The sequence below is a fragment of the Streptomyces synnematoformans genome (assembly GCF_039531005.1).
Taxonomy (GTDB): domain Bacteria; phylum Actinomycetota; class Actinomycetes; order Streptomycetales; family Streptomycetaceae; genus Streptomyces; species Streptomyces synnematoformans.
Genome location: NZ_BAAAPF010000001.1, coordinates 15864 through 39915 on the forward strand (window position 1 = coordinate 15864; position 24052 = coordinate 39915).

Sequence of the window (24052 nt, forward strand, 5' to 3'; positions counted from 1 at the left end):
GACCTGCTGTACCGCTCGGAGCTGCGCAAGGGGGCCCCGGGGCTGGACACGACGTACCTCTACAGCAGGGAGGCTCCCGCGGGCTCACCGCGCCGAGCCGGTGCGCCCACTGCGGCTGCACGGGCCCCCTCGCCCGCCTGCACGTCTACCGGCACGCACCCGGCCTGGTCGCACGCTGCCAGCAGTGCGGGCGCGTCATGCTGCGTCTGACACGGACAAGGGACGCGGTATGGCTCGACATGAGCGGCGCAGCCTCCCTGGCCATCCCCATGGCAGAGCCCTGAGGGAGCGCTCCAGGGGGTGGCCCGCACGGCGGACAGTCCTCGGCGTGCTCCCGAGGGTTGTCCGGCGGTAGAAACGATCCTTCGGGAAGAGGGGTGGGTGGGGCGGGTGGGACTCGAACCCACGGCCGACGGATTATGAGTCCGTTGCTCTAACCGGCTGAGCTACCGCCCCGTACGGCGCGTCACGCACAGATGTGCGCGCCGTCTGCCGCAGCATAGCCGCTCATACGATCTGTCGCCCGGAGACCCCGTTGCCGGAGTGGAGCCCGGGCCGCTGCGCATGCCCGGAAGGACGCGGGAAGACCGCGTCCGGTTCCGGGACGGGCGGCGGGGCCGGGCGGGCCGTGCGGGACAGAAAGGACGAAGGCCCCGGTCGGGGCCTTCGCGTACCTGCTCCCCCGACTGGACTCGAACCAGTAACCTGCCGGTTAACAGCCGGCTGCTCTGCCGATTGAGCTACGGAGGACTGCTCCGCACGGAGGCCCTTCCGGCTCCCGGGGGGCGCTCCTGTGCTGCTCGCAATACATTAGCGCATGGCTGGGTCCGCTCCGAAATCGGTATTCACCCCTCCCCCTCCCCGGGTAGCCGTACCGGTGACGGCAGGGCGGGACAGCCCAGTCGATGTCGGCCGAGGGAAGGTGGAGACATGCGGTACCGGGTGAGCTTCGTCGTGGGGATCGCCGTCGGGTACGTCCTGGGCAGTCGGGCGGGACGTGAGCGCTATGAGCAGCTGCGGAAGGCGGCGCAGCAGTTCAGCGAGTCCCCGGCGGTGCGCAACGCGGCCGAGGCCGCGGCGCTGACCGGCCGGGACGCGGTGACCAAGGCGGCGAGTTCGATCTCCGTGAAGTTCGCGGACGTGGTGCCGGAGAACTTCGCCTCGCGCATGCACCTCCGCCACGGGAACGGGCACGCGAACGGCGGCAGCCGGCGCGAGGAGGCCGACGACTGGGGTACGACGAACACCTGACCCCGGAGCAGCTGCCGGGCGAGCACCGGTTCGAGCAGGCCCCGCCCAGATGGGCCGGATCTTGTCGGTCCCGCGGCCGAAACCGCTCCGGTGCCCGACCGGCCCGGCCGATAGGGCATCATCTGCGGCATGGGGATAGTCGCCGGTCTGGACAGCTCGCCTGAAGGCACCAACATCGTCGTCTGCGACGCCGACACCGGCGCGGTACTCAAGCAGGGCTACGCCCCGCACCCCGTGCCCGAGTCCGCCGAGGTGCCGGCGCCGTACGAGGCCGACCCGCAGACGTGGCTGCTCTCCCTCGGCGAGGCCGCCGACGGCGGCCTGCTCGAAGGCGTGCAGGCCATCGGCGTCACGGCCCAGCAGCACGCGGTCATCCCGCTGGACGCCGCGGACGCGCCCGTACGCCCCGCGCTCACCGGCAACGACAAGCGGGCCCAGGGAGCCGCCGCCGACCTCGTCGACGAGCTGGGCGGCCGGGCCGCGTGGGCCGAGGCCGTCGGCGCCGTGCCGGACGCGAAGCTGCCCGTCACCAAGCTGCGCCGGCTCGCCGCCACCGAGCCCGACCACGCCACGCGCACCACCCAGCTGATGACCCCGCACGACTGGCTCGTCTGGCAGCTCCTCGGCAAGCCGCCCCGCCGCACCACCGACCGCGGCTCGGCCTCCACCACCGGCTACTGGTCCGCGCACGCCGGCGAGTGGCGCCGCGACCTCGTCGAGCTGGCCCTGGGCCACGAGGCGGGCCTGCCGGACGTGCTGGGCCCCGCCGAGGCCGCCGGCCGCACGCCGGAGGGGCTGCTGATCTCCGCCGGCACCGGCGAGACGATGGCCGCCGCCTTCGGCCTCGGCGTCGGCGCCGGCGACGCGGTCGTCACCCTCGGCGCCTCCGGCGCGGTCTACGCCGTCCACGACGCGGCGCTGCCCGACGCCGGCGGCACCATCACCGCCCTCGCCGACGCCACCGGCATGCACCTGCCGGTCGTCCACACCCTCAACGCCGTACGCGCCCTGCGCGGCGCCGCCGAGCTGCAGGGCCTGGCGCCGGCCGACCTGGAGCGGCTCTCCGAGCTGGCCCTGACCTCCACGCCCGGCGCCCACGGCCTCGTACTCCTGCCGTACCTCGACGGCGAGCGCACCCCGAACCTCCCCCAGACCGCCGGCTCCCTGCACGGCCTGCGCCGCGAGAGCATGCGCCCGGAGCACCTGGCCCGGGCCGCCTTCGAGGGCATGCTGTGCGGCCTCGCGGACGCGCTGGAGGTGCTGCGCGCCCGCGGCGTCACCGTACGCCGCGTCTTCCTCCTCGGCGCCGCGGCCGGCCTCCCGGCGGTCCAGGCGCTGGCCCCGGCCGTCTTCCAGGCGCAGGTCGTGGTCCCGGCGTCCGCCGACTACGCGGCCCTCGGCGCGGCCCGGCAGGCGGCCTGGGCGCTGGGGGCCGCGGAGGGCCGGCTGAGCGCGGAGGCGCCGCCGGTGTGGGAGACGGGGCCGCACGAGACGTTCGAGCCGGACGAGGACCTGGTGCTGGGGCAGGCGGTACGGCAGCAGTATGCGTCGGTACGGGAGTCGGTGTACCCCGGCGCGCTGACGCCTGCCGCGGGCACGGCGGGTGCGGCGGCGGCTGCGGCGGGCGCGGTCGGTGCAGTGGCCGGCGGCGGGCCGGGGCAGGGGCAGGAGGAGCAGGGAGAGCACCCGGGAGCCGGGCGGGAAGTCGCGCAGAGCTGAGCGCGGGGCGGGCCCGCGGCCCGCAGGCAGGCAGACGTACGCCGCCGCCTGCCGCGGGTCGGGGCACGGCCGGGCCCGCCGGCCGCGAGGTGTGCCTGCGGAAGGCGCAGGCGGGCCCGCCGGTCGCGCGGACCCCCGCGGAGCCGCCGAGGCGGCCGGCGCACCGCGCGGCTTTGCCGCGACGACGCACCCCCGCCCACGCAGCGCGCCCGCTCAGCCGACCCGCCCCGGCCGGGACCGCATCGCGGCAGCCGCGCAGAGCGCGCGTACCGCCGTCGTGGGTGGTGGCTCCGCCTGGGAACGCCGCGGCCGCCGGCACGACCACCCGGCACCCCGCGGAGCGTTACCGCGGGATCGTGCAGAGGTCTCGGAGGGGGGTTTCGTCGGGGGCGCCGGGGTGGAAGGCCACCGGCTCCGCCGGAGTCCAGGCGCCCGCCTCGAAGCGCACCGTCCGCAGCGCCAGCGCGTGTTCGCCGCCCTCGCGGGCGACGAACACCTCGTTGTAGCCGTTGCGCTCGTCCGACTCGCGGCTGCCCAGCGCCGGGGCGCCCGCGATGCGGGTGGTCCAGGGGCGGGCGGTGCCCAGCAGGCGTTCGGCGGCGGTGAAGCCCAGGTGGGTGTGGCCGTGCAGGACCAGAGACGTGGCGGCGTCCGCCAGCGTCCACTTCGCCTGGCCGGCGTTGACCACCCCCGAGTACGGGGCGATCTCCACCGCGGGCACCGGCGACAGCGGGTGGTGCAGGGCCGCCAGGGTGACGTAGCCGGGTTCGCGCGTGAGCCGGTCGAGGACGCCGCGGGCGATGACGCCGGGGTCGTGGCGCTCGAAGTCGAGGACGATACGGCGTACGGCGTCGTCGTCCGCCGCACCCGCCGCCGCCACGTACTCCGCGCGGAAGCGCTCCAGCCGCTCCCGGTCCCGGTCGTGCGCCGGTTCGCCGCCGGACTCCGCGGTGCCCAGGAGCGCCACGCGCAGCCCCGCGCCCGGGTACGTGACGTAGAGCCGGCGCGCCGCGGGGTCGGGCTCGTGCAGGTCGGGGTGCGGGTAGTCGGCGAAGACGCGGGCGAACCAGCGGTGCCGCGCCTGCGGGTCCGCGTCCAGGCACAGCTCCCACGACACGTCGTGGTTGCCGCCCGTGAGCAGCACCCGCGGGTCGTCGGGGCGCAGGTCGGGGTGGTCGGCGAGGTGGCCCGCCAGCGTGCGCAGCCAGCCGAGGGCCGTCTCGCCGTCGGCGTCGACGGGCCGGTTCACGAGGTCGCCGGTGGCGATGACCAGGTGCGGGGCCCGGCCCTGGCCCGCGAGCTGGCGTACGTGTTCGAGGTACGCGTCGAGCGGCGAGCCCGCGCCGGCCAGCTCCGCGAGGCGCTGCCCGGCCTGCGAGGTGTCCTTGGCGTCGACGTTCGCGCGCAGCCCGCCGCCGTGGTGGAGGTCGGTGATGTGGTGGATGCGCAGCACGTCGGGCAGGTGGCGGACGAGCACGGGGTCGTCCGCGGGCGGCGGGTGCGCGGCCGGCACGGCGACCTCCACGCCCGCGTCGCGCCACCGCCGGGCCCGCAGCGCGGCGCGGTGCTCGGCGGCGAGGCCGTCGTGGAACCACTGCGGCACGTACTGGTGCCGGCCGCAGGCCTCCTCGTACGCGGCCGTCGCCAGCCGCGCCGGGTCGGTGCGGAGCGCGGGGTGCTCCTCGGCGGTCTGCAGGGCGAGTTCGAGGAGGAACGGGGTCTGCAGCCACCCCGGTTCCGCCTCGCGCAGCAGCGCCACGACGCCGGGCGCCCACTCCGCCGCACGAGCGGCCATGCGCGCGCACTCGTCGGCGCCGAGCCGCGGCGGGCGCAGCACGTCCTTGGGTGCGTCGGCGCCGAGGTGCGGGGCGAGGAGGAGGTGCTCGGCGGGGGTGGCGAGGACGACGGGCACGGCGCCGGCGTCCCGTACCTGCGCCAGTCCGGTGGCGAGGGCGGCGGGGTCGACGCCGCCGTGGGCGGGGGCCCCGGTACCGGCGGTGCGCCCGCCGGCGGCGACGACCGCGCCGCCGCGGGCCCGCGCCGGTTCGTCGACCAGTACCACGCACCCCGCCGGCACCCCCGGCGCCTGCTTGCCGCCCCGCAGGCAGCCCAGGCCGCGGCGCCGCGCCGCCTCGGCCGGCGAGCGCAGGTCCACCCGGCGCGACGGCCGGAGCGCGCCCCGGGCCCGTTCGACGGCGTGCGCCAACCACGTCTTGCCGGCCCGGCGGGGCAGCTCCACCAGCCACGCGGCGGAGTTGGGCAGCTGCCCCTCGACCAGGGGCCGCGCCCAGCCGGGCACGTGGTCGCCGGGGAACCGGACGTCCAGCTCCTGCTGGTAGGCCCGGCTCGGCCGGTAGCGGCTCATCTGGCCGACTCCTCCTCGCTTGGGGGGCCGCCTTCGGCCCGCGGCTTGTCCGCCGAGTTGTCCGCCGGGGGCTCGCGCCGTCCCCCGGCCCGTAACGACTCGTCGCGCAGCGACACCTGGCTCAGCGCGATCCAGTCGAAGAACGGCCGGTCCGCCAGCCACACGTCGCCCGGCCGCAGCAGCCCCACGTCCCGCAGCTCCATGCGCTGCGCCGGCGCCGGGTCCGGGGGCGGTTCGCCGGGGGTGTGCAGCAGGGCGGCGCGGCCGGCGGGGCCTATCTCCGCCCAGCGGGACCGGAACTGCTCGCCGCGGCCGATCAGCAGCTCCTGCCGGCGCAGCTCCGCGAGCGCCGCGGGGCTGGTGAGCGGGCGGCGGTCGTCGGCCTGCACGGCCCGTACCACCGCGTCCCCCATCACCTGCAGGTAGAACGGCCAGGTGCCGACCTGCGCCAGGATCCACGCGCCGGCGCGGTCGGCGGCGATGTCGACGCCGAGGTTCGCGGCGGTGCCGGTGAGGAACGCCAGCGCGTGCGGTTCGCCGAGCGGGCCGAGGATGCGCTTGTCGACGTCGTTGCCGAAGCTGGAGCCGGGGGCGGTGAGGGCGGAGCGTACGACGGTCTGCCAGTCCTTCTCGGTGCCGGTGTAGACGAGCCACGCGCCGGCCTGGCCGAGGTCGCGCAGCCAGGAGACGGCGGCGGGGTGGTACTCGGCGAGCCGGCCGACCTCGTCGAGCAGGAACGCCGCCCGGTCGGCGCGCGCCGCGGGCTCGTTCGCCCGGGCCAGCAGCGCCTCGGCGGGGCTCGCCGCGCCGGACACCGCCGGGTCGAGGAGGGCGGCCAGCTCGTCCGGGCTGGCGACGGGGCTGGCGCGGTGCGGGACGGTGAGCTTGCGCACCCGCCGCGCGCCGTCGGCGACGAGCCGCCGCTCCAGCTCGCCGAGCACCCACGTCTTGCCCGCCCGGCGCGGGCCGAGCAGCGCGACGGAGGTGCCGGTGGCGTACCGGTCGCGCAGCCACGCCAGCTCCGCGTCGCGGCCCACGGGGCGGCCCGTGCCGCCGCCGACGTGGAAGCGGTCGGCGGCGAGGTCCAGCGCGTCCACCCGGAAGGGGCGCCCGGTGGGCGGCACCCCGGCGTCCCGCTCCCGGGCCGCCGCGCCGATCCGGGCCAGCGCCTCGGCCTGGCCGCGGGCGGTGGGGTCGCCGGCCAGCAGCGCGATCTGCACGACGGTGCGGTCCCTGCCCTCGGCGTAGAGGGCGCGGCCCGGCGGCATGCGGCCGGGCACGTACCAGGGCCTGATGCCCGCGTCCAGGTAGCCCTGCTCGTCCGCCTGCCGCAGGACGAGCACGTCCGCCGCGGCCGCCCTGATGCGGCCGTGGAGCACGGTCCGCCCGCCGACGACGACGGGGCAGACGCCGACCCGCGGGCCCTCGCGGCAGAGCCGGACGAAGTCGTCCACGGGCTTGCCGTAGTCGACGTCCTCCATCGCGTCGACGAAGCCCTCCCAGCCGTCCACGAGCACCAGCAGGTACGGCAGCCGCCGGTGCGCCGCCACCGCCTGCCGCTGGTCGGCGATGTCGCCGAACGCCTCCGCGGCGAGCTGCGACTGCCGTACCCGCACGGTGGTGGAGAGCCGGTCCAGCAGCCGGGTCAGCCGGTCGCGTTCGTTGCGGGAGACGACGGCGCCGGAGTGCGGCAGTTCGGCGAGCGCCTGCAGTCCGCCGGTGCCGCAGTCGATGCCGTAGAGGTGCACGTCGGCGAGGCTGTGCTGACGGGCGACCGAGCCGGCGACCGTGCGCAGCAGTTGCGAGCGCCCGCTGCGGGGGCCGCCGGAGACGAGCAGGGGCAGCTTGTCGGCGAGGTCGAGCACGGCGAAGCCCTGGACCCGGTCCTCGGGTACGTCGGCCAGTCCGATGGGCACGGGCAGGAGGTCGCGCGCGCCCTCGGGCAGGTTGTCCTCGGTCAGCGGCCCGTGGAGCTGGATCTCGTCGGCGAGCGGCGGCGGGAAGAGGGCGGTGGGCCAGGCGATGTCGAGGGCGGCGGTGGCGTCGCGGAGGGAGTCGACCAGGACGGCGAGGTCCGTCGGCCCGGTCGGCTCCGGCTCGACGCGCAGCGCGCCCGCGGTGTCCGCGCGGTCCTTGCCGTCGGCGCCGCGGATCTGCACGGGCGGGCGGCTGGCCGGGGGCGGCGGGGGGAGGTCGCCCACGCGCGCGGTGCGCAGGCGGACGAGGGTCTCGGCGCCGGTGCGCACGTAGGCGGCGCCGGGCTCCGACGTGCCGAGCCAGGCCGCGTCCGGTGCGTCGATGACGTCCGCACTCTCCTGCCGGTCCGCGAGGCGCATGGCGATACGGAGGTTGGTGTTGGCCCTGATCTCGGCCGTGGCCACGCCGCCGCCGGGCCGCTGGGTGGCGAGCACCAGGTGGACGCCGAGGGAGCGGCTCCGCCGCGCGAGGTCGACCAGGCCGGAGACGAAGCCGGGCAGCTCCCGGGTGAGGGAGGCGATCTCGTCCACGACGATGACCACCCGGGGCAGCGGCTCGGGGGCCCGCGGGTCCCGGGCCGCGTACAGCTCGGCGTAGGCGCCGACGTCGGGTACCTGGGCCCTCGTCATGACGTACTCGCGCCTGCGCAGCTCGGCGGCCAGGCCGGCCAGGGTGCGCTCGGCGGCGTAGCCGTCGAGGTCGGCGAGCACGTCCACGGTGTGCGGCAGCCGGGCGCAGTCGGCGAACGCGCTGCCGCCCTTGTAGTCCACCAGCAGGAACGACACCTCGTCGGGCGGGTGCGCCGCGGCCATGGAGGCGATCCAGGTGCGCAGGAACTCCGTCTTGCCGGAGCCGGTCGTGCCGGCGACGAGGGCGTGCGGGCCGTCGCGGGCGAGGTCGATGAACACCGGTACGCCCAGGGACTCGCCGACGGGCGCAGAGAGCCGCCCGTCGCGGCGGCGCCGCCAGCGGGAGACGACGTCGTGGGGGCCGGGGCCGGGGAGGCCGAGCAGGTCGAGCAGGCGGGGGCTGTCCGCCGGCTCGACGCGGGCGGCGGGGTCGCGGAGTGCCGCGAGGACGCGGCCGATGCGGTCGGTCGTGCCGGGTGCGGCCAGGTGCGGGTGCCAGCCCCGGTGGACGTGCTCTCCCCCCAGCGTCAGCCGGGTACCGCCGTCGACCTCGGCCACCGCGCGGCACTCCGGGGGCAGCAGCCGCGCCTCGGCGTCCAGGCAGAGGGTGAACACCCCGTACGCGGGCCCGTTCCTGAGCAGTTCGGTGACCCCGGGCAGCGCGGCCAGCTGGCCGGCGCCGTCGAGGACGAGGACGGCGGCGGTGGGCCGGCGGCCCCCGGCCCCGGAGCGGGTGCGGCCGAGCAGGTCGTCGAGGTGCGGTTCCGACGCCCCGGCGGGGGTGACCCGGGGGCCGGCGGCGGTGGCGGGGAGCCAGCGGAGGAAGTCCCAGACGGCACGGTCCCGGCCGCCGGCGGTCAGGACGCGTACGTCGACGTGGGCCGGGCTGTGCGTGGCCAGGAGCTGGGCGACGAGCCACGGGCCGGGGCCGTCCGCGGCCCGCGGCGCCGCGACGCCGAGGACCCCGGCGCGGGGCAGGTCCACCGTGACCGGCAGCCGCCGCGGCGGGTCGTACGGGTCGGGGGCGTGGCCCAGCTCCAGGTGGAGGAACCGGTCGCCGTCCGGAGCGTACGGCCACAGCTCGTCCGCGGCCGTCCGGGGGTCCGCGAGCAGCCGGCCGGGGTCCGCGAACCGCGGCCGGAAGTCCGGCCGGATCTCCGGCGGGGTGTCCGGAGGGCGCCGGGCGCCGGGCAGCAGCCGGCGCCAGCCGCCGCGCTCGGGCACCGCGGCCTCCGTCCCGTCGGGCGGGCGGGAGAAGAGCAGCGTGCCGCCCTCGCCGTGGTGGACGAGACCCGACTGCAGGAGTCCGCGGTGGACCGCGTCGGGGGTGGTGCCGTCCGGGCCCGCGGCGGCCGGCGGTGCGCCGAGCCAGAGCCGGATGCCGGAGCGTACGGGCACGTCCGAGAGCCTGGCGTCGCGCGGCAGCTCGGTGCCGTCGGCGAGGAACAGCTGGTCCCCGAGGTGGGGCCGGCAGAACCACTCGGCGAGGTGCCGGGACACCAGCGGTAACCACGCGTCGTCCGGCGCCTCCAGCACGACGTCCCGCTCGCCGCCGTCCGGCAGGACGACCGTCAGCATCCGCTCCGCGGCCACCGGCGCCTCACGCTCCCGCGGCGGGCGGCGGGCCCGCGTGGTCCTGGAGCTGCTGCGCCGTGGCCCGGAACTCCGTCAGCCACTCCGCCGTCTCCGACTCCACCTGCCGTCGTACGGCCTCCACCAGCGACGTCAGCAGCGCGAGCCGGCGCTCCAGCGCCGCCGGGTCGAGGGCACCGCCCGCGGCGGCGGCACCGCCCGCGCCGCCCGCACCGTCCTCACCGGCGGCGCCGGGCGACCGCAGCTGCTCCGCCGCCCAGGCCAGCCGGAAGTCGTTCAGCTCCGCGCGCAGCGTCTGCGCCGCCGCGATGTCGCGCATCCAGCCCGACGACAGCCCGAAGAAGTGGTCGAAGCCCTTGCATCCGGCCGCCAGCGCCAGCAGCACGTACCCCCAGCCCTGCGGCGGGCCGCCGGAGACGACGCTCGCCAGCGGGACGAGGGTGCCGGCGACGGCGAGCAGGATCGTCAGCGCGCTGATGACGCGGGAGCCGCGGCGCTTGAGGCGCTTGTCGTGCAGGTACCACTCGATGGTGTCCTCGGCCTCGCGCTCGGCCCATGCCCGCAGCTCCCGCAGGACCTCCCGCTGCCCGCCGGGCGACGGCTCCAGCGCGGCGCCGGGGAAGGGGCGGCCCCGCAGGTCGCGGTGTCTGCCCCGGCCGAAGCGGACGTCCGGCGTCCGCGCCTGTTGACCCGGCATCAACTGCCTCCGCACTCGCCCCAGTCCAGCTCACCGAGGCTATCTGCTACCGGGGGTCCGGGGTGCGGCGGACCGGGGAACCTGGTCCGTTCGGCTCAGGCGTCCTCCGCCGACCACCACACCGTCGTGTCGCCCGGCAGCTCGACCACGCCGCCCGCGGCGGCGCCCACCGCGCCCACCGCGCCGCCCACGGCCTCCGTGCTCGCCAGCAGCACCCGCCCCGCCGGCACCGTGATCCGCACCGGGGCGCCCGTGGTGTTGGCCGCGCAGACGAACGCCGCGCCGGCGCCGCCGCCTCCGGGCTCCCGCCGGAACAGCAGCACCCCCTCCGGCGCCGCCAGCCACTCCACCCCGTCGCCCGCGCCCAGCGCCGGGTGTTCGCGGCGTACCGCCAGCGCCGCCCGGTACAGCTCCAGCGTGGAGCCGGGGTCGCCGCTCTGCGCCTCGACGCTCAGCTCGCCCCAGCCCGCCGGCTGCGGCAGCCAGCTGCCGCCGGCGCCGAAGCCGTACGAACGGCCCGCCACCGTCCACGGGATCGGCACCCGGCAGCCGTCACGGAACCCGTCCTGCCCCGCCCCGCGGGCGAACGCCGGGTCCTGGCGCACCTCGTCGGGCAGGTCGGTGACGTCCGGCAGGCCCAGCTCCTCGCCCTGGTAGAGGTACGCGGAGCCGGGCAGCGCGAGCATCAGCAGCGTCGCGGCGCGGGCGCGGCGCAGGCCCAGCGCCGGGTCGCCGGCGGAGCGCAGCTGGGTGCCCAGGCCGGGCGGGTTGGCGAAGCGGGTGGTGTGCCGGGTGACGTCGTGGTTGGACAGCACCCAGGTGGCGGGGGCGCCGACGGGGCGCATGGCCGCCAGGGAGGCGTCGATGACGGGCCGCAGTTCCGCGGCGTCCCAGTACGTGCCGAGGTACTGGAAGTTGAAGGCCTGGTGCAGCTCGTCGGGGCGTACGTAGTTGGCCGTGCGCTCCACGGTCGGCGTCCACGCCTCGGCGACGGCGATGCGCCGCCCCGGGTACTCGTCCAGGACGCGGCGCCAGCTGCGGTAGATGTCGTGCACGCCGTCCTGGTCGAAGAACGGCATGGGGGCGTTGCCGAGCAGCTTCAGCTGGTCGTCGACGACGCCGATGTCGGGCAGCCCGGCCGCCTTGACCAGGCCGTGGGCGACGTCGACGCGGAAGCCGTCCACGCCCATGTCGAGCCAGAAGCGCAGGATGGAGCGGAACTCGTCGGCGACCGCCGGGTGGTCCCAGTCGAAGTCGGGCTGCTCGGGGGCGAAGAGGTGCAGGTACCACTCGCCGTCGGGGCAGCGGGTCCAGGCGGGGCCGCCGAAGATGGACTCCCAGTCGTTGGGCGGCAGTTCGCCGTTCGCGCCCTTGCCCGGGCGGAAGTGGTAGCGGGCGCGCAGCGGGGAGCCGGGGCCTTCGCGCAGGGCGCGGCGGAACCACTCGTGCCGGTCGGAGGAGTGGTTGGGGACGACGTCCACGATGATCCGCAGGCCCAGCTCGTGGGCGTCGCGGATGAGGGCGTCGGCGTCGTGGAGGGTGCCGTAGGCGGGGTCGATGGCGCGGTAGTCGGCGACGTCGTAGCCGCCGTCGGCCTGCGGGGAGGCGTAGAACGGGCTGAGCCACACCGCGTCGACGCCGAGCCCGGCGAGGTACGGCAGCCGGGCGCGGATGCCGGGCAGGTCGCCGGTGCCGTCGCCGTCGCCGTCGGCGAAGCTGCGCGGATAGACCTGGTAGATCACCGCGTCGCGCCACCAGTCGAGGGCGTCGGCGGAGTCGGCGGCCGTACGGGCGGCAAGGTGCTGGGTCATGTCTTCCCCGGGTCGTGAAGTGGGCGGGCGGCCGCGCGGGCCGCGTCCAGTGGCTTGCGGGAGGGGCGTACGGAAAAGGGGTACGGAAAGGGGCGTGCGGGAGAGGCGGGCTACGACTTCGCGGCGCCGGCCGTCAGGCCGGTCACCAGGTGGCGCTGGACGAGGTAGAAGAACGCGGCCGCGGGGATCCCGATGAGCACGCCGGTGGCGGCCATCAGGTTCCACTGCTGGTCGTGCTCGCTGACGAAGGTCGCCAGGCCGATCGGCAGGGTGTACTTGTCGGAGCTGAGCATGAACACCGAGGCGAAGGCGAACTCCGACCACGCGGTGATGAAGGTGTAGAACGCGGCGACCGCCATGCCGGGCCGGGCCAGCGGCAGCACCAGCCGCCAGAACGTGCCGAAGGGCGTGAGCCCGTCGACCCGCCCGGCCTCGTCGATCTCGTGCGGGATGGTGTCGAAGTAGCCCTTGAGCAGCCAGGCGCAGTACGGCACCGCCTGGGTGAGGTTGACGGCGATCAGCGCCCAGTACGTGTCCAGCAGGTCGAGCCCGGCCAGGATGTTGTACAGCGGCACGATCAGGATCGCGAACGGGAACATCTGCGTGACCAGGAACGTCCACATCAGCTGCCGGTGGCCGGGGAAGCGCAGGCGCGAGACGGCGTACGCGGCGCTGGCGGAGACGAAGACGCCGACCAGGCAGGTGCCGAGGCTGACGATCAGCGAGTTGCCGACCCACCGGAGGAAGTCGGTGTCGGCCAGCACGGTCGAGTAGTTCGACAGGCTGAGCTTCCCGGCGATCTCGTCGGCGTGCAGGAAGTCGGTCTTGTCGGGGCCGAGGGAGATCCAGGCGAGCCAGGCGACCGGGAAGAGCGCGACGAAGCTGGCCAGGAGCAGCGTGCCGTGCAGCGCGACGGACGCGGCGGTGCTGCGCTCGCCGCGGCGGCGCGGGCGGGCGGCAGCGGGGCCGGGTGGGCGGGAGACGGCGGTACGGGGCCGGCTGGTCATCGGAGGGCCGCCTCCTCGTTGCGGTTCAGCCAGCGCCGGTAGACCGACACCAGCACGACGAGCATGGACAGGATGATCACGCCGTACGCTGCGGAGCCCGCGTAGTCCCGCGGCGTCTGCCCGAAGCCGAGCCGGTACGCCCAGGTGACCAGGATCTCGGTGTCCGGCGCGGTGGAGCCGAACAGCAGGAAGATGACGATGAACTGGTTGAACGTCCAGATGACGCCCAGCATGACCACCGTGCTGCTCACCGCGCGCAGCCCGGGCAGCGTCACGTACCGGAACCGCTGCCAGGGCGTGGCGCCGTCCGTCTCCGCGGCCTCGTACAGCTCGTTCGGGATCGCCTGCAGCCCGCCGAGCAGCGAGACCATCATGAACGGCACCCCGCACCAGGTGTTGACGACGATCGCCGCCGTCCGCTGCCAGAACGGCTCGCTGAGCCAGGCCGGTTCGGGCAGGCCGACGGAGGCGAACGCGGTGTTCAGCACGCCTCCGTCGGCGAGGATCATCCGCCAGGAGAAGACGGTGACGAAGACCGGCACCGCCCAGGGCAGGATCAGCGCCAGCCGGTACACCGTGCGCCCGCGCATCCTGCGGTTGAGCAGGACGGCGAGGGCCAGGCCGATGCCGTAGTGGAGGGTGACGCAGGCGGCGGTCCAGAACAGCGTCCAGACGAACTGCTTCCAGAAGGTGTCGGCGGCGCTGCCGGTGAGGATCTCGACGTAGTGGTCGAAGCCGACGAAGGAGAAGCTGTCCGGGATCTCGTTGACGCCGATGGTGCGGCCGACGTTGTCGCTGGTGGCGTCGGTGAGCGACAGGTAGATGCCGCGGCCGAGGGGGTACGCCACGAGCACGGCGAGGACGGCGGCCACCGGTGCCACCATGGCGTAGGCGTACCAGTGCCGGCTGTACGACTTCTTGAGGCTGCTGATCACTTCGGTGCCCTTCCGGCGCGCTGCGGCTCTACGCGAAGTCGGGGACCAGCTCGCCGAACTCCTCGGCGGTGGCGCCGAGTCCGTCCTCGACGCCGGTGTCGCCCTGGAAGATCGCGGCGAGGTTCTGCGCGAAGGCGTCGCCGAGCAGCGTGCTGTACTCGGGCAGCGCGGGGCGCGGCTGAGCGGTGTCGGCCAGCACCCGCTGGTAGTCGGCGATGCCCGGGGCGGCCTTGACCTCGTCGGTGTAGGCGGAGGTGCGGGTGGGCAGGGTGCCGTTCCGCAGCGCGATCTCCGACTGGGTCTTCGCGGAGGTCATCCAGCCGACGAACTCGATGGCGGCGTCCCGGTGGGCTTCGTCGGAGCCGTTGTAGACGGAGAGGTTGTGGCCGCCGGTGGGGGCGCCGGCCGCGCCGGTGGAGCCGGCCGGGACGGGGGCGATCCCGAGGTTGGACTTGGCCTCGAACGCGGAGCCGGCGTAGACGTTCGTCAGCTCCCAGGGCCCCTGGATGATCATGGCGACCTCGCCGTTGACGAACGCGTCCTGCATGTGGGCGTAGGCGTCGGCGGTGACGTCGAGGTCGGCGGTGCCGGGGGCGTCGACGATCTCCTTGGCCTTCGTCACGCCGGTGACGGCCGCGGGCGAGTCGACGGTGATCTTCCCGGCCCCGGCGTCGACCATGTCGGTGCCCTCACCGAAGAGGAACGGCAGCGTGTAGTACGGGTCCTTGTGGAGCCAGAAGCCGTCCGCGCCGGCCTTGTCCTCGACGTCGGCGGCGACGTCCATCAGCTCGTCCCAGTCGGCGGGCGGCGCGTCGTGGCCGGCCTTCTGCAGCAGGTCCTTGTTCCACATCAGCGCGAGCGTGTCGGTGACGATCGGGGCGCCGTAGGTCTGGCCCTCGTACTGCGCCTGCTTGAGCAGCGACGGCGTGAAGTCGTCCGGCTTCGCGAGGGCCGCGGTGCCGTCGAGCGGGGCGAGGAACTGCGACTTGGCCCAGGAGGCGGTCCAGCCGACCTCGGTGCGGATGACGTCCGGGGCGCCCTTGGTGCCGGCGGCGGTGGTGAACTTGTTCTGGGCCTGGTCGAAGGGGACGTTGACGTAGTCGACGTCGATGTCGGGGTGGGCCTTCTCGAACTCCTTGATCAACGCCCGGTACGCGGGTGCCTCGTTGGTGGCGTTGGAGGTGTCCCACCAGGTGATCGTCACCGAGCCGCCGGCGCTCCCGCCGTCGCCGTCGTCGCCGCAGGCCGTCGCCACCAGCGCAAGTGATGCGGCCAGGGCGGTGGCGGCTATGCCACGTCGCATAGTGAACTCTCCTTCAGCAGGGAACCGCGACCGCACAGCGCGGCGCCGGACGCCGAGGAAGCTAACAGGATTGAAACGCGACCGAAAGACCTTGCAATGAATTTCTGCAAGGCGTTACGGTCCTTGCCGAGAACCAGGGAGGCACCACGTGCGCCAGGAACAGTCAGGTGCCGCGACGGCGCGGCTTGCCGACCTCGCGGCCCAGGCCGGGGTGAGCGAGGCCACCGTCAGCCGGGTCCTGAACGGCAAGCCGGGCGTGGCCGACACCACCCGGCAGGCCGTGCTGGCCGCGCTCGACGTGCTCGGCTACGAGCGGCCGGTGAAGCTGCGCCGGCGCAGCGCGGGCCTGATCGGCCTGCTCATACCCGAGCTGGACAACCCGATCTTCCCCGGCTTCGCCCAGGTCATCGGCCAGGCCCTGACCCGGCAGGGCTACACCCCGGTGCTCGCCGCGCAGACGCCCGGCGGCTCGACCGAGGACGAGCTGACCGAGATGCTGGTGGAGCGCGGCGTGGACGGCATCGTCTTCGTCTCCGGGCTGCACGCCGACACCACCGCCGACATGGACCGCTACCCGCGGCTGCGCGGCCAGGGCGTGCCGTTCGTGATGGTCGGCGGCTACTCGGAGAAGTTCCAGGGCACGTTCATCTCCCCCGACGACCGGGACGCGATGCGGCAGTCGGTGACCCACCTGGCATCCCTGGGCCACCGCCGCATCGGGCTCGCGCTCGGCCCCGGCCGCTTCGTGCCGGTGCAGCGGAAGGTCGAGGGGTTCCTCGACTCCATGCGCGACCTGCTGTCCGTGGCCGAGGACGACGCGCGGGCGGACATCGAGCACTCGCTGTACTCGCTGGAGGGCGGGCAGGCCGCCGCGGCGGCGCTGCTGGACCGCGGCTGCACGGCGATCGTGTGCGCCAGCGACATGATGGCGCTGGGCGCGATCCGCGCGGCGCGGCAGCGGGGGCTTGCGGTGCCGCGGCAGGTGTCGGTGGTGGGCTACGACGACTCGCCGCTCATCCCCTTCACCGACCCGCCGCTGACGACGGTGCGCCAGCCGGTGACGGCCATGGGGCAGGCGGCGGTGCGGGCGCTGCTGGAGGAGATAGGCGGCACGCCGGCGCCGCACAGCGAGTTCGTGTTCCACCCGGAGCTGGTGGTGCGGGGGTCGACGGCCTCGGCGCCCGGGTGAACGGCCCCGCCGGGGCCGGGTGCCGGGAAAGACGCTTGCAAAATCTTTCCACGCGGTCCCGGCGGTGGTGACCGCGGCCGCGGGTACGGGGATCAGTCCAGGTAGCCGCGGAGCTGGTCCGCGAAGGCGTGGTCCCGCAGCTTGTTGAGCGTCTTGGACTCGATCTGCCGGATCCGCTCGCGCGTCACGCCGAAGATGCGGCCGATCTCCTCCAGCGTCCGCGGCCGGCCGTCGATCAGCCCGTAGCGCAGCTGCACGACCTTGCGCTCCCGCTCCCCCAGCGTGGACAGCACCGCCTCCAGGTGCTCGCGCAGCAGCAGGAACGCCGCCGACTCCACGGGGGACGCGGCGTCGCCGTCCTCGATGAGGTCGCCGAGGGCGACGTCCTCCTCCTCGCCGACCGGCGCGTGCAGCGACACCGGCTCCTGGGCGAGCCGCAGCACCTCGCTCACCCGCTCCTCGGGCAGCCCGAGGTGGGCGGCGACCTCCTCCGGCGTCGGCTCGTAGCCGCGCTCCTGCAGCATGCGGCGCTGGACGCGTACGACCCGGTTGATCAGCTCGACGACGTGCACCGGCACCCGGATCGTGCGTGCCTGGTCGGCGAGGGCGCGGGACATGGCCTGGCGGATCCACCAGGTCGCGTACGTGGAGAACTTGTAGCCGCGGGCGTAGTCGAACTTCTCCACCGCGCGTATCAGCCCGAGGTTGCCCTCCTGGACCAGGTCGAGCATCGTCAGCCCGCGGCCCACGTACCGCTTGGCGACGGAGACGACCAGGCGCAGGTTCGCCTCGATCAGCCGGCGCTTGGCCATGCGGCCCAGCACCACGAGCCGGTCCAGGTCCAGCGCGAGCTGCGAGACCAGGTCCGGCTCGCTGGCGAGCTTCTCCTCGGCGAACAGGCCGGCCTCGACGCGCCGGGCCAGCTCCACCTCCTCCACGGCGCTGAGCAGCGGAATCCGGCCGATCTCCCGCAGGTACTGGCGGAACAGGTCGGACGAGGGCCCGCCGCGCTCGGGCCGCACGGCCGAGGCCGGCGGCGGAGCGGGCATCGCCGGCTCACCCGCGCCCGCGGGCTCGTCGAGCCCGGCCGGAGCCCCGTTCGGCAGCGTCAGGACATCCGGCGCGACCTCGCGCCCGGGCAGTACGGAAGTGTCGAGGGTCTGGGTCTGCACGGGGGCGACCTCCAGGGTGGTCACTGCCGGTTCGGGGACGTGGGGCAGCGGAACGGCTGCGGCGTACTCGCCGCCTTCCGTCCCGATCGTGGATAGCGGATCCCTGGCGGCTTGTCGCCCCTTCCGGGCAGCACCGCCACGCTCCGAGGACTCAGGCACCGCCCCCAGTGTGGGGTACGACACACGCCTGGCAGTAGAGTTGTGCGGCCATATTTTGTGCCCGGGCCGTGACCGGATGGTTACGCAACGGACGAAAGGGCACGCTCGGGGCAGCACAACTCCTCGCACAGCGTGACCCTATGGTCACACTGGTGATTTGACCGCCATGCGTCGCGGCGGCCACACTGGGGCCCTCAGCACGAAAGGAACCCCTGCTCATGGGCGAGATCGACGAGCTTCGTCGACGTATGGAGGCGTTGGAGGCGCAAGTGCACGAGCTGACCGAACAGCAGGCTGCCACCCGGCACCTGGCGGTCAACTCGGATCGCGATGTGGCCGCTCTGCAGGAGCAGCGGCGCGCCGACATACAGCTTTTTCAGGCGCTGCGGCAGACCCAGCTTGAGCAGGGCAAAGTCCTTGACTCGCACAGCAAGGTCCTTGACTCGCACAGCAAGACCCTTGAGGAGCACGGCAAGCTGCTCAATGCACTGGTCTCCGGCCAGGTGGCCATCATGGAACACCTCGGTATGAACCCGCCGGAGCCGGCCGCGGACGGCGGCTGACCGGCGCCGCCCCTCCGCGTCCGCGTCAGAGCGCCGCCGCGCCGCGGGCGCGGAGGGATTCGCGGTACTGCTGGAGCGTCCACAGCTCCTGCTGTGCCGCCTCGAACTGCTCCGGCGGGCCCTGCGCGCCCAGACGGTGGACCGCGCTGCGGACGTCCTCGATGCGGCGGTTGACCGCCGCCAGGCGGACGCCGGCGAGCTGTTCGCCCGCGTAGATCGCGTCGGGCTCGCGGCGGCTGCGGGGCGGTTCGACGGCCAGCTCCGTGATCAGCGACCGGACGCCGTCGTCGGGGGCGGCGTCGCGGACGCGGGCCAGGTAGGCGGCGCCGTCGCCGGCGTCGGTGACGCCGCCGGCCGCGTCGATGGCGGCGCGGACCGTGGCGTACGGGGCGGCGGTGAACTCGTCGGCGAGGTAGGCGTCGAAGGCGGGGGCGACCAGCTGGGGGTGCTGCAGCGCCAGCCGGAGCTGCTCGCGCTCGCGGTGCAGCTCCGGCGTCCGCAGGTACAGCCCCGGCCCCTGGCTCTGGCCCGGCCGGCCGCCCCGGCCGCCCGGTGCCGCGTACCGCGCGAGCTGCCGCACCCGGTTGATCACGAACCGCTCGTCGAGGATCCCCAGCATCCCGCCCAGCCGCACCGCGTAGTCGTGCTGGATCGACACGTCCTTGATCCGCGCCACCACCGGTGCCGCCTGCTCCAGCGCCGCCGAACGGCCCTCCGCCGTGTCCAGGTTGTGCTGGGTGACGAACGAGCGGATGGCGAACTCGAACAGCGGCGACCGGTCCTCGATCAGCTGCTGCACCGCCTCGTCGCCCTTCGCCAGCCGCAGGTCGCACGGGTCCATGCCGCCCGGGCTGATCGCGATGGACGTACGGGCGGCGAACTTCTGGTCGTCCTCGAACGCGCGCAGCGCCGCCTTCTGGCCGGCCGCGTCGCCGTCGAACGTGAACACGACCTCGGAGCGGGAGTTGTCCGTGAGCACCCGCCGCAGGATCTTCACGTGCTCGCCGCCGAAGGCCGTGCCGCAGGTCGCGATGGCCGTCGTCACCCCGGCCAGGTGGCAGGCCATGACGTCGGTGTACCCCTCGACGACGACCGCCCGGCCCTGCTTGCCGATGTCCCGCTTGGCCTGGTCGATCCCGTACAGCACCTGGGACTTGCGGTAGATCGGCGTCTCCGGCGTGTTCAGGTACTTCGGCCCGTTGTCGTCCTCGCGCAGCCGCCGGGCACCGAAGCCGACGACCTCCCCGGTGATGTCCCGGATCGGCCACATCAGCCGCCCCCGGAACCGGTCGATGGGCCCGCGGCGGCCGTCCTGCGCCAGCCCCGAGAGCGTCAGCTCCTTGTCGGTGAACCCCCGGCCGCGCAGGAACCGCGTCAGGTGGTCCCAGCCGGCCGGCGCGTACCCCACGCCGAAGCGCCCGGCCGCCGCCTGGTCGAACCCCCGCTCCGCGAGGAACGCCCGCCCGGTCTCCGCCTCCGCGGACCCCAGCTGCTCGGCGTAGAACCGGGCGGCGACCTTGTGCGCCTCCAGCAGCCGGGTGCGCTCCCCCTGCTGGCGGCCGGGGGTGTATCCGCCCTCCTCGTACCGCAGGGTGATGCCGGCCTGGGCGGCGAGGCGCTCGATGGTCTCCGAGAAGGACAGGTGCTCGACCTTCATGACGAAGTCGACCGTGTCCCCGCCTTCCTGGCACCCGAAGCAGTGGTAGAGCCCCTTTGCCGGGCTTACGTGGAAGGAAGGGGACTTCTCATCATGAAAGGGGCACAGCCCCTTGAGGTTTCCGCCGCCGCCGGGGCGGAGCTGCAGGTACTCGGAGACGACGGCGTCGATCGGAACCGCGTTCCTGACCGCCCGCACGTCGTCGTCGTTGATCCTGCCTGCCACGGGTGCAGTCTACGGCCGCGCACCGACAGCGCCGACAGCCCACGGCCCTTATACACCACCGCGCCGGCACCGCGCGGGATCCGTACCGGAGGACGGCCGGCAGGACCCCGCTCACCCCGCATGTTCCCCTTCCGCACAGCAACTTCTTGCCGTAGTCCCCACCCCCGGCGCTCCCTACTCTGGCGCGCATGGTGATCTCCGAATCCCCCACACCGGCAGCCCCACCTGTGCCGTTCTTCTCCCAGGCACGGAGCTTCACCGAGCTGTGGCCGCAGATCAGTGAGCACGTCAACGCGGTCTTCGACCGGGGCAAGTACTCCCACGGCCGCCAGGTCGGCCAGCTGGAGCGCGCCGTCGCCGAGTACACCGGCGCCCGGCACGCCCTCGGCGTGAACAGCGGCACCGACGCCCTCGTCCTCCTGCTCCGGGCGGCGGGCATCGGCCCGGGCGACGAGGTCATCGTGCCCGCGTTCACCTTCTTCGCCTCCGCCTCCGCCGTCTCCATGGCCGGCGCCCGGCCCGTCTTCGCCGACATCACCGCGGACGGCGACTACGCCATGGACCCGGACTCCGCGGCGGACCTCGTCACCGAGCGCACCCGCGCCGTGATGCCGGTGCACCTGTTCAGCCAGCTCGCCCCCATGGACCGGCTGCAGGACCTGGCGCGCCGCCACGACCTCACGGTGCTGGAGGACAGCGCGGAGGGCATCGGCATGCGCTGGGACGGCGTGCACGCCGGGCTGCTCGGCGCCGGCGGGGTGCTGTCCTTCTTCCCCACCAAGACCCTCGGCGCCCTCGGCGACGCCGGGATGATCCTCACGGACGACGACGACATCGCCCAGCAGGCCGCGATCCTGCGCCACCACGGGCGGATGGGGAAGACGCTGGACCACATCGCCGGCATCTCCAACCTCTCCGGCGTCTCCGGCACCAACAGCAAGATGGACGACGTCCAGGCCGCCGTGCTGCTGGCCAAGCTGACCCGCCTGGACGCCGACATCGCGCGGCGCAGACAGCTCGCGGAGGCGTACGACGAGCGGCTGCGGGGGCAGCCGGGCATCCACGCCCTGCCCCGCCTGGTGCCCCGGCCGGTCCGGTCGGACCCGGTCTTCTACGTCTACCTCGTCGAGGTCGAGGAGCGGGACGCGCTCGTCGAGCACCTCGCGGCCCGCGGCATCGGCACCGAGACCTACTACCCCCGCCCGCTCCACCTGCAGCCGTGCTACGCCGGACCCGAGCACCCCGAGGGGTCGCTGCCGGTCGCCGAGCAGGCCTGCAAGCGCACGCTGGGCCTGCCCTTCTACCCGGACCTCACCGAGGAGCAGGTGGACGTCGTGTGCGGGGCCATCGCCGACTTCTACGCCGGAGGTGCCGACCGGTGACCATCCCGTTCTTCCCCGACGACCTCTTCGAGGCGGACCGGCAGGCGTTCCTCGACCTGCTGTACGAGGTGGGCACGGACGAGGAGCAGAAGTTCATCCTCGGCCGGCGCACCGCGCAGCTCGAACGCGAGACGGCCGCCGCGGCCCGGGTGGAGCACGCCGTCGCCTGCTCCAGCGGGACCGGCGGGCTCAACCTCGCCGTGCAGGCCGTGGGCGTGGGCCCCGGCGACGAGGTGATCGTCCCGGCGTTCTGCTGCCAGCCGGTGGCCAGCTCGGTGGCGAACCGCGGCGCGACGCCGGTCTTCGCCGACGTCGACCCGCACACCATGGTGATGGACCCGGCGAGCACCGAGGAGCTGATCACCGAGCGCACCCGGGCCCTGATGCCCGCCCACGTCTTCTCGATCATGGCCGACATGCCGGCCATGAACAAGATCGGCCGGGCGCACGGGCTGACGGTGATCGAGGACGCCGCCGTCGCCCAGGGGGCGGTGCTCGACGGCACCCCGTCCGGCGCCTGGGGCGACCTCGGGGTGTTCTCCTACTTCCAGGTCAAGGCCTTCGGCACGGCCGGCGAAGGCGGCATGGTGGTGACCGACGACGCCGAGCTGGCCCGTCGGGTGCGGATGCTCCGCAATCACGGCCAGGACGGCGTCAACCGGTTCCTGCACCACGACATCGGCCAGAACAGCCGCTTCGACGAGATCCTCGCCGCCTTCCAGCTGCACCGGGCGGCCGGCTTCGCGGACCGGCTGGAGCGCCGGGCCCGGATCGCCGACTACTACACGGAGCGCTTCGCCCCCCTGGCCGACCGGGGCCTGGTGGCGCCGCCGGCGGGCCGCAACGGCCGCTGCTACTACGTGTACTCGCTGCTCGTGGAGCGGCGCGAGGACCTGCGCGCCTGGCTCACCGAGAAGCAGATCGGCTCGCACATCTACTACCCGGTGCCGCTGCCGCTCCAGCCGGCGTTCGCGAAGTACGCCCCCGAGGGGGCGGACTGGCCGCGGGCGCGGCAGGTCAGCGCGCGCAACCTGGCCATCCCGATCTGGCCCCACCTCGGCGACGCCCAGGTGGAGTTCATCGCGGACTCCGTGTGTGAGTTCTTCGACTAAGGGGACGCGGATGGGCTCGAAGGTCGTCGTCATGGGTCAGGGCTACGTGGGTCTGCCACTGGCCGTCGCCGCCGCCGAACGGGGGTACGAGGTCGTCGGCTTCGAGGTCGACGAGGCCCGGGCCAAGAAGCTCGCGGCGGGCGAGTCGTACGTCGGCGACGTGTCCTCCGCGCGGCTCGCGGCGCTGCTGGCGAGCGGGGCCTACCGGCCCACGCTGGAACCGGGAGACCTCGCGGACTTCGACATCGCGGTGGTCACCGTGCCGACGCCGCTGCGCGACGGCCTGCCGGACCTGTCGTACATCGAGTCCGCGGGCCGCACCCTCGGCCGCTGGCTGCAGCCGGGGGCGGCGGTGTCGCTGGAGTCGACCAGCTACCCCGGCACCACGGAGGACGTCCTCGCCCCGCTGCTGGAGAAGCTCTCCGGGCTGGCCGCGGGCGACGACTTCCACCTCGGCTACAGCCCCGAGCGCATCGACCCGGGGAACACCCGGTGGACGTTCACCACCACGCCGAAGGTCGTGGCCGGGGTGGACGAGGGCTCCCGCGAGCGCCTCGCCGACTTCTACGGCTCCCTCGTCGACGAGGTCGTCCCCGCCCCCTCGCCGCGCGTGGCCGAGATGGCGAAGGTGCTGGAGAACACCTTCCGGCACGTCAACATCGCCCTGGTGAACGAGCTGGCCATGCACGCCGAGGCCCTCGGCGTCGACGTCTGGCAGGCGCTGGACATCGCCGGCACGAAGCCGTTCGGCTTCATGCGCTTCACCCCCGGCCCCGGGGTCGGCGGCCACTGCCTGCCGGTGGACCCGCTGTATCTCTCGTGGAAGGTGGAGCGGGCGCTCAGCAGGCCGTTCCGCATGGTCGCGCTCGCCGACGAGCTGAACACCCAGATGCCCGAGTACGTCGTCCGCCGGCTCACCCGGGGCCTCGGCCGGCGCGGGCAGACGCTCCACGGCGCCCGGGTGCTGATGCTGGGCCTCGCGTACAAGCCGAACACCGGCGACGTACGGGAGTCGCCCGCGATCCGCGTCGCGGAGCAGCTCCTCGCGGAGGGCGCCGCGATACGGGTGGCGGACCCGCTGGTGTCGGAGGACCCGGGTCTTGCGGGCCTGGAGCGGGTGGCGCTGTCGGACGAGGAGGTCGAGGCGGCGCACGTCGTGCTGGTCGTCACGGACCACGACGACGTCGACTACGCGCACCTCGTGGACACGGCCGGCTACGTCTTCGACTGCCGGCACCGGGTCCCCGAAGCGGCCAACGTGGAGTACCTCTGACCGTGCCCCGGGGCGCTCGCGGCGCCCCGGGGC

At 74.4% G+C, this 24052-nt stretch carries 17 protein-coding genes and 2 tRNA genes; 8 read left to right on the forward strand and 11 right to left on the reverse strand.

The window, feature by feature from the left end:
- The first annotated feature begins 137 nt into the window (after window positions 1–137).
- Complete coding sequence (locus ABD317_RS00085; protein WP_344286686.1) at window positions 138–284, forward strand: DUF6510 family protein; 147 nt, start codon at window positions 138–140, stop codon at window positions 282–284.
- A gap of 98 nt (window positions 285–382) precedes the next feature.
- On the opposite strand, the gene ABD317_RS00090 is transcribed toward ABD317_RS00085, so the two are convergent.
- A tRNA-Ile gene (locus ABD317_RS00090) sits at window positions 383–456 on the reverse strand.
- A 221-nt stretch (window positions 457–677) separates the two neighbouring features.
- Window positions 678–750 (reverse strand) — tRNA-Asn (locus tag ABD317_RS00095).
- A 180-nt stretch (window positions 751–930) separates the two neighbouring features.
- Between ABD317_RS00095 and ABD317_RS00100 the strand changes: the two genes are divergently transcribed.
- Window positions 931–1251, forward strand: a complete 321-nt coding sequence (locus ABD317_RS00100) for a YtxH domain-containing protein (RefSeq protein WP_344286520.1) — start codon at window positions 931–933, stop codon at window positions 1249–1251.
- Between the two features lie 129 nt (window positions 1252–1380).
- Window positions 1381–2970, forward strand: coding sequence for a xylulokinase (locus ABD317_RS00105; RefSeq protein ID WP_344286522.1), 1590 nt, complete (start codon window positions 1381–1383; stop codon window positions 2968–2970).
- Between the two features lie 343 nt (window positions 2971–3313).
- On the opposite strand, the gene ABD317_RS00110 is transcribed toward ABD317_RS00105, so the two are convergent.
- The 7 genes from ABD317_RS00110 to ABD317_RS00140 all read right to left on the reverse strand — a co-directional run bounded on the left by ABD317_RS00110 (window position 3314) and on the right by ABD317_RS00140 (window position 15287).
- Window positions 3314–5335 carry a metallophosphoesterase gene (locus ABD317_RS00110; RefSeq protein WP_344286524.1) on the reverse strand — a complete coding sequence of 674 codons (2022 nt, stop codon included), beginning with the start codon at window positions 5333–5335 and terminating at the stop codon, window positions 3314–3316.
- Window positions 5332–9534: an FtsK/SpoIIIE domain-containing protein gene (locus tag ABD317_RS00115; protein WP_344286525.1), complete on the reverse strand. Its 4203-nt coding sequence runs from the start codon at window positions 9532–9534 to the stop codon at window positions 5332–5334. Before ABD317_RS00115 ends, ABD317_RS00110 begins: the two co-directional genes overlap by 4 nt.
- A gap of 7 nt (window positions 9535–9541) precedes the next feature.
- Window positions 9542–10231, reverse strand: a complete 690-nt coding sequence (locus tag ABD317_RS00120; protein WP_344286527.1) for an SLATT domain-containing protein — start codon at window positions 10229–10231, stop codon at window positions 9542–9544.
- 95 nt (window positions 10232–10326) lie between these two features.
- On the reverse strand, window positions 10327–12042 hold the full coding sequence (locus tag ABD317_RS00125) for a glycoside hydrolase family 13 protein (RefSeq protein WP_344286529.1): 1716 nt from the start codon (window positions 12040–12042) through the stop codon (window positions 10327–10329).
- A gap of 110 nt (window positions 12043–12152) precedes the next feature.
- Window positions 12153–13049 (reverse strand): sugar ABC transporter permease, encoded by an 897-nt coding sequence (locus ABD317_RS00130; RefSeq protein ID WP_344286531.1) that lies wholly within the window; start codon window positions 13047–13049, stop codon window positions 12153–12155.
- Window positions 13046–13984: a carbohydrate ABC transporter permease gene (locus ABD317_RS00135; RefSeq protein WP_425582230.1), complete on the reverse strand. Its 939-nt coding sequence runs from the start codon at window positions 13982–13984 to the stop codon at window positions 13046–13048. Before ABD317_RS00135 ends, ABD317_RS00130 begins: the two co-directional genes overlap by 4 nt.
- A gap of 28 nt (window positions 13985–14012) precedes the next feature.
- Window positions 14013–15287 carry an extracellular solute-binding protein gene (locus ABD317_RS00140; RefSeq protein ID WP_344286533.1) on the reverse strand — a complete coding sequence of 425 codons (1275 nt, stop codon included), beginning with the start codon at window positions 15285–15287 and terminating at the stop codon, window positions 14013–14015.
- A 148-nt stretch (window positions 15288–15435) separates the two neighbouring features.
- On the opposite strand from ABD317_RS00140, the gene ABD317_RS00145 reads away from it, so the two are divergent.
- The gene (locus tag ABD317_RS00145) at window positions 15436–16476 is read left to right on the forward strand and encodes a substrate-binding domain-containing protein (protein ID WP_027753275.1); all 1041 of its coding nucleotides are present in this window, start codon (window positions 15436–15438) and stop codon (window positions 16474–16476) included.
- 92 nt (window positions 16477–16568) lie between these two features.
- Here the strand turns inward: ABD317_RS00145 and ABD317_RS00150 are convergent, their stop codons facing one another.
- Window positions 16569–17672 (reverse strand): RNA polymerase sigma factor, encoded by a 1104-nt coding sequence (locus ABD317_RS00150; protein WP_425582231.1) that lies wholly within the window; start codon window positions 17670–17672, stop codon window positions 16569–16571.
- Window positions 17673–18025: 353 nt separating this feature from the next.
- On the opposite strand from ABD317_RS00150, the gene ABD317_RS00155 reads away from it, so the two are divergent.
- Window positions 18026–18370 (forward strand): hypothetical protein, encoded by a 345-nt coding sequence (locus ABD317_RS00155; protein ID WP_344286538.1) that lies wholly within the window; start codon window positions 18026–18028, stop codon window positions 18368–18370.
- A gap of 25 nt (window positions 18371–18395) precedes the next feature.
- On the opposite strand, the gene dnaG is transcribed toward ABD317_RS00155, so the two are convergent.
- Window positions 18396–20252 carry a DNA primase gene (gene dnaG, locus ABD317_RS00160; protein WP_344286540.1) on the reverse strand — a complete coding sequence of 619 codons (1857 nt, stop codon included), beginning with the start codon at window positions 20250–20252 and terminating at the stop codon, window positions 18396–18398.
- 188 nt (window positions 20253–20440) lie between these two features.
- Between dnaG and ABD317_RS00165 the strand changes: the two genes are divergently transcribed.
- Genes ABD317_RS00165 through ABD317_RS00175 form a run of 3 tightly spaced genes read left to right on the forward strand, consistent with a single transcriptional unit; the run spans window position 20441 to window position 24019 of the window.
- Complete coding sequence (locus ABD317_RS00165; RefSeq protein WP_037781368.1) at window positions 20441–21634, forward strand: aminotransferase class I/II-fold pyridoxal phosphate-dependent enzyme; 1194 nt, start codon at window positions 20441–20443, stop codon at window positions 21632–21634.
- Entirely contained in the window at window positions 21631–22746 is a 1116-nt protein-coding gene (locus tag ABD317_RS00170) for a DegT/DnrJ/EryC1/StrS family aminotransferase (protein WP_344286543.1), read from the forward strand. The genes ABD317_RS00165 and ABD317_RS00170 overlap by 4 nt, the downstream gene beginning before the upstream one ends.
- 10 nt (window positions 22747–22756) lie before the next feature.
- Window positions 22757–24019 carry a nucleotide sugar dehydrogenase gene (locus tag ABD317_RS00175; protein WP_344286545.1) on the forward strand — a complete coding sequence of 421 codons (1263 nt, stop codon included), beginning with the start codon at window positions 22757–22759 and terminating at the stop codon, window positions 24017–24019.
- Window positions 24020–24052: the final 33 nt, after the last annotated feature.

Excerpts from the sequence above, each read along its gene's own strand:
- ABD317_RS00100 (WP_344286520.1), top strand. The coding sequence starts at position 931 with ATGCGGTACCGGGTGAGCTTCGTCGTGGGGATCGCCGTCGGGTACGTC.
- ABD317_RS00105 (WP_344286522.1), top strand. The coding sequence starts at position 1,381 with ATGGGGATAGTCGCCGGTCTGGACAGCTCGCCTGAAGGCACCAACATC.
- ABD317_RS00110 (WP_344286524.1), bottom strand. The coding sequence starts at position 5,335 with ATGAGCCGCTACCGGCCGAGCCGGGCCTACCAGCAGGAGCTGGACGTC.
- ABD317_RS00120 (WP_344286527.1), bottom strand. The coding sequence starts at position 10,231 with ATGCCGGGTCAACAGGCGCGGACGCCGGACGTCCGCTTCGGCCGGGGC.
- ABD317_RS00125 (WP_344286529.1), bottom strand. The coding sequence starts at position 12,042 with ATGACCCAGCACCTTGCCGCCCGTACGGCCGCCGACTCCGCCGACGCC.
- ABD317_RS00130 (WP_344286531.1), bottom strand. The coding sequence starts at position 13,049 with ATGACCAGCCGGCCCCGTACCGCCGTCTCCCGCCCACCCGGCCCCGCT.
- ABD317_RS00140 (WP_344286533.1), bottom strand. The coding sequence starts at position 15,287 with ATGCGACGTGGCATAGCCGCCACCGCCCTGGCCGCATCACTTGCGCTG.
- ABD317_RS00155 (WP_344286538.1), top strand. The coding sequence starts at position 18,026 with ATGGGCGAGATCGACGAGCTTCGTCGACGTATGGAGGCGTTGGAGGCG.
- ABD317_RS00165 (WP_037781368.1), top strand. The coding sequence starts at position 20,441 with ATGGTGATCTCCGAATCCCCCACACCGGCAGCCCCACCTGTGCCGTTC.
- ABD317_RS00175 (WP_344286545.1), top strand. The coding sequence starts at position 22,757 with ATGGGCTCGAAGGTCGTCGTCATGGGTCAGGGCTACGTGGGTCTGCCA.